Raw genomic sequence first — 12722 nt, 5'->3', positions numbered from 1 at the left:
TCAGCGGGTGGCGAGCTGTTCGATCCGGGCGTGCAGCCGGTCGAGGTACAGCTCCGCCTCGGGTTTGATCAGCACGCTGCGCATCACCCGCGCCGCGCCGGCGTCCCGGACGATCCCGGGATGGCGCCGCGCGAACGCATCGGCGTCCGCGCGCAGCACGCTCAGGAAGACGGGGTCCTCACTCGCGTGCATCCCCTCCCGCAGCAGCCGCTCGGAGGCGGCGTCGACGGCGGACAGGGACCACGGGCGCGCGGCGGGGACGTAGGTCACGATGTCGAGGTCGGGCCGCTGGTACAGCTCCAGCGCCTCGGACCCGGCCAGCAGCCCGGCGAAGCGCACCGCGGCGCGGCGGCTCGCCGCGAGCATCCGGCCGAAGCCGTCCCGGGTCAGCGGCAGCAGTTGCAGCGTCAGCCACAGCCCGGCGGCCGCGGCACCGGCCCGCGAGCACTCCAGGCTGATCTCGCCCAGGTGCAGCTCGGCGTCGGTGAAGTAGGTGTACGGGGAGTCGTGCGCGAAGTGCCGGCCGGCCCGAGGGTCGTTGAACAGCACCGCCCCGCAGCCGTACGGCTGGAGCCCGTGCTTGTGCGGGTCGACCACCACCGAGTCGCACGCGCCGACGGCCCGCCACGGGCGTACGTCGACGCCCTCGGGCTCGTCGGAGAGGCCGAGCAGCGCGTAGAAGCCGCCGTACGCCGCGTCGACGTGGACGCGCACGCCGTGGCGGCGGGCCCGCGGCAGCACCTCGTGCACCGGGTCGACCGCGCCGAGGCCGGTCGTCCCGGTGGTCAGCACGACCGTGCCGACCCGGCCGGAGGCCAGCAGCGGCTCCAGCGCGCCGGGGTCGATGCGGCCGTGCGCGTCGACCGGCACCGGGTACCCCTCCATGCCGAGGACATGGCACATCCGCTCGTGCGTGTAGTGGCACTCGGTGCTGTACGCCACCCCCCGGCCAGGGTGCGACTCGCGGGCGACGTACAGGGCCTCCAGGTTCGCCATCGTGCCGCTGGTCGTCAGGTGGCCCAGGGCGGCGGGCATGCCGAGCATCCCACCGAGGGCGGTGACGCACTCGCGCTCCATCTCGGTGGTGGCGGGGCCCCCTTCGGCGGCGTGGTTGTTGGGGTTGAACAGCATCGCCGTCGTGTAGCCGACGACGGCCGCCGGATGCGGCGGCTTGACCATCTGGCCCGCGTAACGGGGGTGGAAGAAGGGGTAGTTGTCGTCGAGGCGCTTGGCGAACCGCTCGAACACCGGGGCGAAGTCGGCGTCACCGACCCGGTGCGAGGGATGCGGCTCGTACGGTCCGAACCGCTCGCCGAAGCGCTCGATCACCTCCACCGCGCGCGGAAGCCAGTAGCGAAGATCCACGGGAGTGCCTTCCGGGACGGCGCATCTGTCGGTCCAGGTATACGGACGCCCCCGCAACACCCGCGCAACCCGCGCGCTCGAGCGGGACCCGAGGCGTACGTGCTGCACTCGGCCCGTGGCAGCCGACTTCGACGCGACGACGAGCACGACGGCCCGGACGGTCACACGGATCTGGACCACCGAGCTGGGCGTCCCCGCCCTGGACCCCGACCTCTTCCTCCCCCACGCGGGCGCGACCTCCGCCCGCACCCTGCGCGCCCACCGCGCCCTGCGCACCGCGCTGGCCCGCGACATCCCCCTGACGGCCCTCTTCCGCCACCCCACCATCCGCACCCTGACCGCCTACCTGGACGCCGCGCCCCACTGAGGTGTCGTTTTCGTCCGATGCTGCATCCCGTAATCGGTTGTTGCGCGGTCTTCTTCGGGTCGCGACAGGAGAACGCCAACCGATGGCCCGAGGGGCGCCGCAAGGAGGGCGTGTCGTTCACCGTTCACCGCATCCTCTCGTCGGTCGCGGACGAGGACGAACGGTGGGCAGCGCTCGAGGAGGCGCCGTTCAACCCGCGCACGGGAGCCCGGCAGTGGACGCCGGACGGCGCGAAGCCGGTCGTCGGCCAACGGGTCGACCGGCCGGTCACGGTGGATGGGAAGGTCCAGGCCGTCGCCGATCTGACCCGGGACGACGAGGTCACGGCCCAGGTTGCCACCGACCTGTTGAAGCGGCCTGGTGGACTCCGGTCCAGGACGCTGCAGCCGCCCGCCGAGCAGTACCGCGCGGGCCCCGACGCTCAGCAGCCCGCCGGCCAGGAAGGTGTGCCGCACGTCGGCCCGCGGCAGAATCAGACCCCCGAGCGCGGCGCCCGCCGCGACTCACCTGCCGGAACGGCGATCGTCCGCGAGGCGGTGACGGGCGCGTGGAACTCCTTGAGCAGGTAGAGGAGACGGCCCGATAGGGCAGCGACGGGACCACGTGCGTCCCCAGATCGCTCACTGGAGGTTTTCACGCGATTCCCGTGCACTCTACTTCGAAGTCAGTGCCGGTGCCGCCAGGGAATATGCAACAGACGACTGCACCCTCTGGCGTGCCCACGACTTGGCAGTCAGCTCGTGGGTGACTCACGCCATCTTCTTTGACTTTCCGTGCCTTAGTGGACTTCCGAATGCTGGATGCGGCGCGAGACAAGGAAGTTTGAAGCTCTGAGCACAAGCTCAGAAGGAAGCCAAGATCCTTGGAAACTTCCTCTGGGTGCTTGAACTTGACCCTGACGAGAGGGTGCTCGTGATCTTGGCATCTAAGGTTCTTCAAGTGTGTGAACGACGCCACCAGGTCTATAGGTAGAGAAAGCCATCTTTCGCATGTGACATGTTGCGTGAAAGAAATCACCGAAGGATCGTTCTCGTTGATCTTCACCATGCCGACTACGCTGAGCTCTGCGGGGTCCGGCAACTCGTGGTTTGAGAGCCTGGACAAGAACTCTCTTGGTTCGTGAGTTCGCATCTTGGGAACCTCCACACGTCGGCTGCAGTCCGCCGAACGGAAGGCGTTGCAGCCAATCAGCGCGTCACTGTGGGAGGTTCCAGCCTAGTTCGGTCGCACCGGTGGTGCATCCCGGCCGACTGCGCCGGTCACGTTCGCTGGACGAGAATGATGGATTCTCTCTCACCCTCTCCCGCGCAGGAGCTTACTCCTGGCAACAAGAGCACCCCGCGTATTCATCGCCCTCGTATGTGATGCCACGCCCCAGTAGCTCGTCGCAGTTTGGGCAGATGGCCAAGAGGGTGGTGTTCACTTGGAGGAGTTTTGAGTTTTTCAGCTCGAATACAGACCTCACAGCGTCAGGGCCATGTTGGCGAATTCCCTGTTGCAGGAATTCAAAACCTCCATATGTGTGTCCGCACACGCACTCAATGCGACTGCACCGGAATGTGCCCACATCGACGCCCAACTCGGACTTGATCCGTTCCCTCTCGTCGTCCGACACCACCCGGAGCCCCGCAGATTTGATCCGCTCAGGCGTCCAGTACCAGAGCTTGAACGCTTCGGCCTGACTTTTCGTCAGGTAGAACGAAGCGGTCCTGCCGTTTCTAATGGCGTCCTTGACGATCCCTAGGATGGTGGAATCGTCCGCCGAGATCGTCACCTTGCCGCTGCCTGCGGCGGCGTCGATGTGGGTCAACAGTGACTTGTCCACGGTTTCCTCCCGAGGCGCTCGACTTACTAGCCTTTGGAGGGGTGTCCCCCGGGTTCCTTCCTCATGATCGAGGCAGGATGTTGTTGCACTCTGATGGCGCATGGCTAGAGGCCGGCGCTGATCAGGTTGTACGACGCGCTTTATCAGAGGTGTTCGCGAGGCGTTCGGCTATGGCGTTTCCGTAACGCCGTTCCGCGACGCCCGCCGCTAGCGGCAGGCCCGCACCCGGCAACGGCCCGAACAGAACACCGCCTCTGCCGCCATCGTCCGCGGCAGGGAATCACCACACTCCCGGCAATACCGCCGAGCCGTCTCACCAGCCCCCACACCCCGATCATCCAGCCGTGACCACCTCACGGGATCAAAGAACACCCACTGACCGGGCACGCGAACGGGGCGGCGTACCCGATGGTGAGTCGGTGTACGCCGCCCCGGGCGGACGAGGTGCGGGAGGTGGCCCGCGCGGTCATGACGGTTACTTCGGGTCGTGGCGGAACCGGGAGGTCGCCCAGAGGCGGCCGAGCACCGCGAGGCCGAGGCACCAGGCGACGGCGAGCCATCCGTTGTGGCCGATCCCGGTGCCGAGGAGCAGGCCGCGCAGGGTCTCGATGGCGGGGGTGAACGGCTGGTACTCGGCGATCGGCCGGAACCAGGCGGGCATCGCGTCGACGGGGACGAAGGCGCTGGACAGCAGCGGCAGCAGGATCAGGGGCAGGGCGTTGTTGCTGGCGGCCTCGGCGTTGGGGCTGACCAGGCCCATGCCGACGGCGATCCAGGTCAGTGCCGTGGCGAAGAGCACCAGCAGTCCGAACGCCGCCAGCCACTCCAGCGGCGTGGCGCCGGTGGAGCGGAAGCCGATGGCCACCGCGACGGCGCCGACGACGAGCACGCTCAGGACCGACTGGAGCACGCTGCCGACGACGTGTCCGACGAGCACCGAGGAGCGGTGGATCGCCATCGTGCGGAAGCGGGCGATGATGCCCTCGGTCATGTCGTTGGAGACGGAGACCGCCGTGCCGACCACGGTGCTTCCGATGGTCATCAGCAGCAGCCCGGGGACGATGTAGGCGATGTACACCGAGCGGTCCGCGCCGCCGAGGCCGGCGCTCATGGTGTCGCCGAAGATGTAGACGAAGAGCAGCAGCAGCATGACCGGCGTGAGCAGCAGGTTCAGCGTGAGCGACGGATAGCGCCGGGCGTGCAGGAGGTTGCGGCGCAGCATGGTGGTGCAGTCGCGTACGGCGAGGGACAGGGAGCTCATCGGGCCGCCTCCGTGGGCAGGTGGGACGGGGTGGGGACGCCGCCGCCGGTCAGGGCGAAGAACACGTCGTCGAGGTCGGGGGTGTGCACGGTCAGCTCGTCGGCCTCGATGCCGGCCGTGTCCAGTCGGTCGAGCAGGCCGCGCAGGTCGCGCTGGCTGCCGTCGCTGGGGACCTGGAGCGTGAGGGACTCGTCGTCCGGAGAGGCCCCGCGCAGTACGGAGGCGGCGCCGCGGTGGGCGGCCGGGTCGGTGAAGCGGAGCCGGACGTGTCCCCCCGGGACGAGCCGCTTCAGCTCCTCGGCGGTGCCGTGGGCGGCGATCCCGCCGTCGTTCAGCACGGCGATGCGGTCGGCGAGTTCGTCGGCCTCCTCCAGGTACTGGGTGGTGAGGAAGACGGTGACGCCGCCGGCGACGAGTTCGCGGATGATCTGCCACATCTGGTGACGGGAGCGCGGGTCGAGTCCGGTGGTCGGTTCGTCGAGGAAGATGATCCGCGGTCCGCCGACCAGGGTCATGGCGATGTCGAGGCGGCGCTTCATGCCGCCGGAGTAGGTTGAGGCGGGCCGTGACGCGGCCTCGGTGAGGCCGAAGCGCTCCAGCAGCCCGGCGGCGACGCGCCGCCCCTCGCGCCGGGGGAGGTGGTGCAGGTCCGCCATGAGGAGCATGTTCTCCTCGCCGGTGATCAGGCCGTCGACGGCGGAGAACTGTCCGGTGACGCCGATCGCGGCGCGCACGGCCTGCGGGTCGGTGGCGAGGTCGTGGCCGCCGACGCGGACGCGGCCGCTGCCGGGGCCGGGGGAGACGAGGGTGGACAGGATCTTCACGGCGGTGGTCTTGCCGGCGCCGTTGGGGCCGAGCAGGGAGAAGACCGTGCCTTCCTCGACGGCCAGGTCGATGCCGTCGAGGACGGTCTTGTCGCCGTAGGACTTGCGCAGCCCGGTCGCCGCGATGGCCAGGTCGGTCATGAGGAGTGCTCCTTCCGCGAGGTGCGGTTCACAGGCTGCGGGCGGTGATGTCGCCGTGGGCGGTGGTGGCGTGGATGTCCAGGCCGCCCTGACCACCGGTGTTCTGCAGGGAGTTGTGGATGCGGCCGTAGCCGGTGCCGGCGTCCAGGGAGGCGCTCACGCCGCGGGCGGCGCCGACCGTGATGTCGCCCTGCTGGACGCGCAGGGTGACCGTGCCGCGCACGGCCTCGGTGATGTGGATGTCGCCCCGCTGGGTGCTGATGTCGGCGGGGCCGGTCAGGCGGCCGACGGTGATGTCGCCGTCGAGGGCGCTGAGGCGGGCGCTCGCGGCCTCGTCGAGCTTGACCGAGCGGTAGCCGTCACCGAAGGTGACGTCCCCGAGCCGCCCGACGCCGCGGAACTCGGCGGCGGCCGCCTTTGCCTCGACGTGGGAGCCGGCGGGGAGCTGGACGGTGATCTCGACGGATCCGGACGGGCCGAGGACCCGGTTCCCGGCCGCCGGGGCCTGAATGCGCAGGACGCCGTCGTCGCAGGTGACCTGCATCTGCTCCGCCGCCTTCACGTCGCGGCTCTTGGCGGCGTTGGCGGGCAGCACCTCGACCGTGGTGTCGGACCGGTCGGCGGCGATGAGGCGGATGAGTCCGGCCGGGACGTCCAGGACGGCGGAGATCGCGGCGGGGGTGGAGAACTTCTGCATCGTGGGCTCCTGTGCTCGTTCGTTTCTGGCAGGAGAAACGCTACGTTGCGTTCAAGGATGTGGCTACAAGCTCGTTGCGATGTTACCGCGTAAGCGCAGCTCAGAGCGGTGATTTCATTGCAATGGATCGACACGCAACGCAACGCAGAGGGTGTGGTCGTTGCAATGGAGTGGAGGTGAACGCTATGCTGGGGCCACCACGGACCACGAAGGAGACACGATGCCGGGAGGCAGGCTCACCCAGCAGGAACGCCAGCAGATCGCGCTGGGACTGGCCGACGGCCTCGCGTACGCGGAGATCGCCCGACGCCTCGACCGCCCCACCTCGACCGTCACGCGCGAGGTGATGCGCAACGGCGGCCCCACCGGCTACCGCGCCGACCTCGCCCACCGCGCCACCGAGCGCCGCGCCCACCGGCGCCGGCAGGCCGAGCCCCGGGACCGCGCCGCACCGCCGATGGCCCACGGACGCGACGCAAGCGCCGTACGGGACTTCGAGGAGACACTCACCACCGTCTTCATAGCGTCGGGCACGCCCAAGATGATGGCTCGCGTGATGGCCTGCCTCACCCTCACCGACACGGGCAGCCTCACCGCCGCCGAACTCGCCCGCCACCTCCAGGTCAGCCCGGCGTCCGTCTCCAAGGCGATCGCGTTCCTCGAGAGCCAGGGCCTGGTGCGGCGGGAGCGCGACGAGCGCCGCCGCGAACGCTACGTCGTCGACGACGACGTCTGGTACCAGTCGATGATGGCCAGCGCCCGCGGCACCGCCCACATCGCCGAGACCGCGCGGCAGGGCGTCGGCGTCCTCGTCCCCGGCACCCCGGCCGCCGCCCGCCTGGAGAACATCGCCCGCTTCCTGGACTTCATCACCGAGAGCATCACCCGCGCCGCCGAGCAGGCCCGCGACATCCTCTACGTGCGGCCCGAGGGGCACCGGGACACCACGGCCAAGGCCGGCCACGACCACTGACGGTCCGCCGGTCCCCGGAGGGCGCGGGGGCCGCCGCCGCGCGCGTACCACCGCGCCCGGCGGCCCCGCCGGCCGCTCCACCCGACCACGAGTCGGGGTTGCTGCACTCGCTGGGTGCGCCCGCCCGCGGTGGGCGGGCCGTCCCACCCAGGAGGACGCCATGGTCACCCGACGCAGCCTGCTCGGCGCCGCCCTCGCCACCACCGGCGCCGGGCTGTTCACCGGAGCCGCGCTGACCCCCCTGCTCGCCGCCGGCGGCGCACGTGCCGCCGGAGCCGCCCCGGCGGCGCCCGCCGTGGAGCCCTTCCGGGTCCCGCTGCCGCTGCCGCCGGTCCTCGCACCCCTCTCGACCAGCGGGGGCACCGACACCTACGCCATCACCCTGCGGCGCACCCGCAAGGAGATCCTGCCCGGCCTCCAGACGGAAGTCCTCACCTACAACGGGCACTTCCCCGGCCCCACCATCAGAGCCAGATCCGGCCGCCCCGTCGTCGTCCGCCACCGCAACGCCCTCGACATGCCGGCCTCCGTGCACCTGCACGGCGCCTCCGTGCCGCCCGAGAGCGACGGCGCCCCGATGGACACCTTCGCGCCCGGCACGACGCGCACCTACACCTACCCCAACCGCCAGCCGCACGCGTCGCTCTGGTACCACGACCACGCCCACCACATGGAATCCGAGCACGTCTACCGCGGGCTGTCCGGCTCCTACCTGCTCACCGACGGCACCGAGCAGGCCCTGCCGCTGCCCTCCGGCGCGTACGACATCCCCATCGCGCTGCGCGACGCCCGCTTCGACGAGGCCGGGCAGCTCGTGTACGTCATGGACGACGCGCTCGGCCGCACCACGCTGCTCGCCAACGGCAAGCCGTACCCCTACCTGGAGGTCGCCGCCCGCAAGTACCGCTTCCGGCTGCTCAACTCCTCCAACCTCCGCTTCTTCCGGCTGCGGCTCGCCGACGGCGGCGAGATCACCCAGATCGGCTCCGACGGCGGCCTGCTGCCCCGCCCGCACACCACCGACGCCCTGTGGCTCTCACCGGCCGAACGGGCCGACGTCGTCATCGACTTCTCCCGCTACCCGGTCGGCACGAAGCTGGTGCTCGAGAACACCGTCGGCCCCGGCACCCCCGAACAGACCGGCCACGTCCTGCGCTTCGACGTCGTCCGCACCGCCTCCGACCCCAGCCGCGTCCCGTCCGTGCTGCGCACCCTGCCGCCGCTGCCGGCGGCCACCGGCGCACGCACCGTCGAGCTGCGCATGGACGAGGACGGCGGCGCCGCGCCCAAGGGGTACATCGACGGCAAGGTCTACGACCCGGACCGCGTCGACACCGTCGTACGCCACGGCAGCAGCGAGATATGGACGATCACCAACCCCAACACGGTGATGCCGCACAACTTCCACCTGCACCTGGTGCAGTTCCGGGTCCTGGAACGCAACGGGCAGGCGCCCGACCCGTCCGAGTCGGGGCTCAAGGACACGGTCAGGCTCCTGCCCGGTGAGACGGTCAAGGTGCAGGCGACGTTCGACACCTACCGCGGCACGTACGTGTACCACTGCCACCTGCTGGACCACTCCGCCATGGGGATGATGGCGCAGCTCCGGATCAACTGACGCCCCGCGGACCTTGCCGCAGCAGCGCCGCGGCCAGCAGCGCGAACCCGGCGAAGGCCGCCCCGGTCACGAAGCCCCCGGCCATTCCGCCGGTCTGCGTGGTCACCGCCACCAGCGCCGCCAGCCCGATCGAACCGCCCACGCTCTGCAGGGAGTTCAGGACGGCGGCGGCCGCACCGGCCTCGTCACGTGCCAGCCCCGACGTGGCGAGGACGGTCGGCGGCAGCACACAGCACGCCATGCCCGCCCCGAGCAGCACCAGCGCCGGCAGCACGTCGGCGGCGTACGCGTCCGACGCGCCGAGCCGCGCCAGCCACAGGTTGCCCGCGACCAGCAGCGCCGCCCCGGCCGCCATCAGCCGCTTCGCGCCGATCCGCCGCTCCAGGCGCACCGCGGCGCCCGCCGTCGCGGCCATCGTCACCGGCAGCGGCAGCAGCGCGCACGCCGTCGCCAGCGCCGACCAGCCGTGCCGGCCCTGGAAGAACTGGTTGAGGAAGAAGTACGTACCGATCAGCGCGCCCGGCACCGCCAGCGTGGCCGCGTAGGCGAGGACGCGGTCGCGGTCGCCGAACAGCCGCGGCACCACGATGGGCTGCTCGGCCCGCCGCTCGATCACCGCGAACACCACCAGCAGCCCGGCGCCCGCCACCACGCACCCGGCGACGGCCGGGTCGCTCCACGGCCGCTCGGCGGCCTGCGCCAGCCCGTACACGAGCGACGCGGCACCCAGCGCCGACACCAGCGCACCCGCCAGGTCGAACCGGCCCCGGTTGCGCGCCGTCTCCTCGATCACGAACGGCGCGAGCAGCAGGATCGCCAGCCCGACCGGCACGTCCAGGTACAGCACCCAGCGCCAGGAGCTGAGCGAGGTCAGCGCCCCCGCGAGCAGCAGCCCGCCGGCCGTCGACACCGCGCCCACCGCCGTGCAGACGGCGATCGCCCGCTTGCGCGGCGCGCCCTCGGCGAACATGCTCAGCACCAGCGCCAGCCCGCTCGGCGCCGCCAGCGCGGCCCCGACCCCCTGCACCACGCGCACCGCCACCAGGAACTCGCCCGACGGCGCGAGCCCGCGCAGCGCCGCGGCCGCCGTGAACAGCCCCACGCCCGCGAGGAACACCTTCCGGCGCCCCAGGATGTCGCCCGCCCGCCCGCCGAGCAGCAGCAGCCCGCCGAAGGCCAGCAGATAGGCGTTGACGACCCAGGAGGCCCCGACGGCCGACAGGCCGAGTCCCTCCCGCATGCCCGGCAGCGCGATGTTCACGATCGGGTCGTCGAGCTGGATCATCGCGTTGCACAGGGCGATCACCGCCAGGGCGGCACCGGGGCGCGCCCGGCGCCGCGCCTTCGCGAGGGGCGCGGGAACCACCCGCACCACCGGCTGCTGCGACACGTGCAGGGACATGACGGGGCCTCCTCGGGGATGCTCGCGACGGGGAACGTCACGCCGACGCTCTCAGGCCCCGCTGGAGAACCCGTCGAGGCCGTCTCGCCCGTACCGCGGGGCCGTTCGGCCGCCCGTGGCACCGCGTCACCCGTACCGCGCGGCGCCGCCCCGCGACCGGCCGGGGCCGCGTCACCCGTACCGCGCTGCGGTGGGGCCGCTCGGCAACCGGTCCAGAACCGCTCGGGACGGCCTGGCCGGGCCCCGCGCGGTCCTCCTATGATCCCCACGCCCAGGAGCCGCGCCAGACACCCGAGTCCACAGTGAGGACGCCCCGATGAGCGCCAACCCGTACCCGTCCCCCACCCCGCAGGCGGTCTCCCGGCCGGGCCGGGCGGCAGGCCCGCTGCTGGTGGCGTCGATCGTCACCATGGGGCTGATGGCCGGTGTGTTCTTCGCCTTCGACGTCTCCGTCATGCCCGGCCTCGACCGCACCGGCGACCGGGTCTACGCGGAGGCGATGCAGAACTTCAACCAGGCCATCGACACCAGCGGCCTGTTCGTCCTCGCCTTCCTCGGCGCGCTCGCCGCCACCACGGCCGCGGCCGTCATCGAGTACCGCGCGGGCCGCCGGGGGGCCGCCCTGTGGGCCGGTGCCGCCGCCGCCCTCTACGTCGTGGCGCTGCTCATCACCTTCACGGTGAACATCCCCCTCAACAACGAGCTGGCCGCCCTCGGCGACCCGGCCACGGCCAGGGACTTCGGCGTCGTCGACCGCTTCAAGGGCGTCTGGGAGACCACCAACATCATGCGCACGGTGCTGTGCACCGCCGCCCTCGGCTGCCTCGCCCACGGCCTGAAGCTGCACGGCCGGGCCACCTCCGCCCGCTGACGCGCACGACAAGCGGCCCCGGGCATGCACGGAGCAGACCCGGGGCGCGCTGAGCGGGTGGGGACGGCCGGGGTCACCGCCGCGTGCCGGGCTTGGGCAGCGGGCGCGGCCGGGGAACGGAACGGGGCTTGAGCGGCTGGACGCCGCGGCCACCCCGGTTGAACTCGGTGAACGTGCCGGAGCGGCGCTGAGTCGTCGTACGGATTCGCATGTTGACTCCCCTGTGTCGGTGCGCTGTACTCTGGTGGAGTGCTTTGAATGTAGTACTTCACATGCAGTGGTGTCAACGCCTTCCGGAGAATTTCCATGCGACAGAACCCGGCGCGCCGCACGGCGCTGCTCGACGCGGCCATCGAAGTCCTCGCCCGTGAGGGGTCGCGCGGGCTGACGCTGCGCGCCGTCGACGCCGAGGCCGGGGTGCCGATCGGCACCTCCTCCAACTACTTCTCCAACCGCGGCGAACTGCTCCGGCAGATCATGGGGCGCACGCACGAGCGCGTGACGCCCGACCCGGCCGAGCTCGCCGACACCATGGCCGCCCCGCGCTCCCCCGAACTGGTGGCGCTCCTGCTGCGCCAGGTCCACCAGCGCATGGAGGCGGACCGCAGCAGCTACCTCGCCATGCTGGAGCTGCGCCTGGAGGGCACCCGCCGCCCCGAACTGGGCGCCGAGCTCAACAAGATCTTCCGCACGGAGCTGGAGAACAACATCCGCTTCCACCTGGAGGCGGGCCTGCCCGGCGACCGCGTGGCCGTCACCCTGCTGTACCTCGCGATGTACGGCATGCTCGTGGACGACCTCACGGTGCCCGACGTCCTCGCCGGCTCGGCGGCCGAACTCACCGACGAGCTGTGCCGGCGCCTCCTCGGCGGCGCGCGGGACGCCTCCTAGTACGGCTCGAGCGCGCCCGGCCAGGCTGGGGCCATGGACCACGCCAGAGCCACGGAGTCGGGACTGCCCATCGAGCCGGTGTACGGGCCGGACGCCCTTGCGGGGTGGGAGCCCGGGGAGAAGCTGGGCGAGCCGGGCTCGTACCCGTTCACGCGTGGTGTGTATCCGTCGATGTACACGGGCCGGCCGTGGACGATGCGGCAGTACGCGGGTTTCGGTACCGCGGTGGAGTCCAACGCCCGCTACAAGCAGTTGATCGCCAACGGCACGATGGGTCTGTCGGTGGCGTTCGACCTGCCCACGCAGATGGGGCACGATTCCGACGCGCCGATCGCGCACGGCGAGGTCGGCAAGGTGGGTGTGGCGATCGACTCGATCGACGACATGCGGGTGCTGTTCGGCGGGATCCCGCTGGACAAGGTGTCCACCTCGATGACGATCAACGCGCCGGCCGCTCTGCTGCTCCTGCTGTACCAACTGGTGGGTG

Annotated in this window: 14 protein-coding genes; 7 read left to right on the top strand and 7 right to left on the bottom strand. The window is 71.2% G+C overall.

Annotated elements, in window-relative coordinates:
* Positions 1-1365, bottom strand: coding sequence for a pyridoxal phosphate-dependent decarboxylase family protein (locus E2B92_RS26485; RefSeq protein WP_126885394.1), 1365 nt, complete (start codon positions 1363-1365; stop codon positions 1-3).
* A gap of 115 nt (positions 1366-1480) precedes the next feature.
* Between E2B92_RS26485 and E2B92_RS26480 the strand changes: the two genes are divergently transcribed.
* Positions 1481-1732, top strand: coding sequence for an acyl carrier protein (locus E2B92_RS26480; RefSeq protein WP_160159789.1), 252 nt, complete (start codon positions 1481-1483; stop codon positions 1730-1732).
* A gap of 17 nt (positions 1733-1749) precedes the next feature.
* The gene (locus E2B92_RS33865) at positions 1750-2301 is read left to right on the top strand and encodes a DUF6192 family protein (protein ID WP_185923593.1); all 552 of its coding nucleotides are present in this window, start codon (positions 1750-1752) and stop codon (positions 2299-2301) included.
* A 746-nt stretch (positions 2302-3047) separates the two neighbouring features.
* Here E2B92_RS33865 and E2B92_RS26465 read toward each other — a convergent pair.
* The 4 genes from E2B92_RS26465 to E2B92_RS26450 form a co-directional block, all read right to left on the bottom strand.
* Positions 3048-3557: a hypothetical protein gene (locus E2B92_RS26465; protein WP_126885392.1), complete on the bottom strand. Its 510-nt coding sequence runs from the start codon at positions 3555-3557 to the stop codon at positions 3048-3050.
* Positions 3558-4032: 475 nt separating this feature from the next.
* On the bottom strand, positions 4033-4818 hold the full coding sequence (locus E2B92_RS26460; protein ID WP_126885391.1) for an ABC transporter permease: 786 nt from the start codon (positions 4816-4818) through the stop codon (positions 4033-4035).
* A complete protein-coding gene (locus tag E2B92_RS26455) occupies positions 4815-5783 on the bottom strand; it encodes an ATP-binding cassette domain-containing protein (RefSeq protein ID WP_126885390.1) in 969 nt (322 codons plus the stop codon). Before E2B92_RS26455 ends, E2B92_RS26460 begins: the two co-directional genes overlap by 4 nt.
* 28 nt (positions 5784-5811) lie before the next feature.
* Positions 5812-6480 (bottom strand): DUF4097 family beta strand repeat-containing protein, encoded by a 669-nt coding sequence (locus E2B92_RS26450; RefSeq protein WP_126885389.1) that lies wholly within the window; start codon positions 6478-6480, stop codon positions 5812-5814.
* A 220-nt stretch (positions 6481-6700) separates the two neighbouring features.
* Between E2B92_RS26450 and E2B92_RS33550 the strand changes: the two genes are divergently transcribed.
* Positions 6701-7453, top strand: a complete 753-nt coding sequence (locus tag E2B92_RS33550) for a helix-turn-helix domain-containing protein (protein ID WP_126885388.1) — start codon at positions 6701-6703, stop codon at positions 7451-7453.
* A gap of 160 nt (positions 7454-7613) precedes the next feature.
* On the top strand, positions 7614-9071 hold the full coding sequence (locus tag E2B92_RS26440; protein WP_126885387.1) for a multicopper oxidase family protein: 1458 nt from the start codon (positions 7614-7616) through the stop codon (positions 9069-9071).
* Here E2B92_RS26440 and E2B92_RS26435 read toward each other — a convergent pair.
* Positions 9064-10473, bottom strand: a complete 1410-nt coding sequence (locus E2B92_RS26435) for an MFS transporter (protein WP_126885386.1) — start codon at positions 10471-10473, stop codon at positions 9064-9066. The two genes, E2B92_RS26440 and E2B92_RS26435, sit on opposite strands and share 8 nt — an antisense overlap.
* Positions 10474-10789: 316 nt before the next feature.
* On the opposite strand from E2B92_RS26435, the gene E2B92_RS26430 reads away from it, so the two are divergent.
* Positions 10790-11344 (top strand): anthrone oxygenase family protein, encoded by a 555-nt coding sequence (locus tag E2B92_RS26430; protein ID WP_126885385.1) that lies wholly within the window; start codon positions 10790-10792, stop codon positions 11342-11344.
* 73 nt (positions 11345-11417) lie between these two features.
* On the opposite strand, the gene E2B92_RS32755 is transcribed toward E2B92_RS26430, so the two are convergent.
* Entirely contained in the window at positions 11418-11555 is a 138-nt protein-coding gene (locus E2B92_RS32755; protein ID WP_160159788.1) for a hypothetical protein, read from the bottom strand.
* A 95-nt stretch (positions 11556-11650) separates the two neighbouring features.
* Between E2B92_RS32755 and E2B92_RS26425 the strand changes: the two genes are divergently transcribed.
* Both E2B92_RS26425 and E2B92_RS26420 read left to right on the top strand, forming a co-directional pair.
* Positions 11651-12235, top strand: a complete 585-nt coding sequence (locus E2B92_RS26425) for a TetR/AcrR family transcriptional regulator (RefSeq protein ID WP_126885384.1) — start codon at positions 11651-11653, stop codon at positions 12233-12235.
* 33 nt (positions 12236-12268) lie between these two features.
* A partial coding sequence (locus E2B92_RS26420; RefSeq protein ID WP_235023991.1) for a methylmalonyl-CoA mutase family protein occupies positions 12269-12722 on the top strand: 454 nt, incomplete at its 3' end.

The organism is Streptomyces sp. WAC05374 (assembly GCF_004353505.1).
Taxonomy (GTDB): Bacteria; Actinomycetota; Actinomycetes; order Streptomycetales; family Streptomycetaceae; genus Streptomyces.
This window is presented reverse-complemented; position numbering and strand designations above follow the sequence as displayed.

Coding starts and splice junctions, on each gene's coding strand:
- E2B92_RS33865 (WP_185923593.1), top strand. CDS start 1,750: ATGCTGCATCCCGTAATCGGTTGTTGCGCGGTCTTCTTCGGGTCGCGA.
- E2B92_RS26460 (WP_126885391.1), bottom strand. CDS start 4,818: ATGAGCTCCCTGTCCCTCGCCGTACGCGACTGCACCACCATGCTGCGC.
- E2B92_RS26455 (WP_126885390.1), bottom strand. CDS start 5,783: ATGACCGACCTGGCCATCGCGGCGACCGGGCTGCGCAAGTCCTACGGC.
- E2B92_RS26450 (WP_126885389.1), bottom strand. CDS start 6,480: ATGCAGAAGTTCTCCACCCCCGCCGCGATCTCCGCCGTCCTGGACGTC.
- E2B92_RS33550 (WP_126885388.1), top strand. CDS start 6,701: ATGCCGGGAGGCAGGCTCACCCAGCAGGAACGCCAGCAGATCGCGCTG.
- E2B92_RS26440 (WP_126885387.1), top strand. CDS start 7,614: ATGGTCACCCGACGCAGCCTGCTCGGCGCCGCCCTCGCCACCACCGGC.
- E2B92_RS26435 (WP_126885386.1), bottom strand. CDS start 10,473: ATGTCCCTGCACGTGTCGCAGCAGCCGGTGGTGCGGGTGGTTCCCGCG.
- E2B92_RS26430 (WP_126885385.1), top strand. CDS start 10,790: ATGAGCGCCAACCCGTACCCGTCCCCCACCCCGCAGGCGGTCTCCCGG.
- E2B92_RS32755 (WP_160159788.1), bottom strand. CDS start 11,555: ATGCGAATCCGTACGACGACTCAGCGCCGCTCCGGCACGTTCACCGAG.
- E2B92_RS26425 (WP_126885384.1), top strand. CDS start 11,651: ATGCGACAGAACCCGGCGCGCCGCACGGCGCTGCTCGACGCGGCCATC.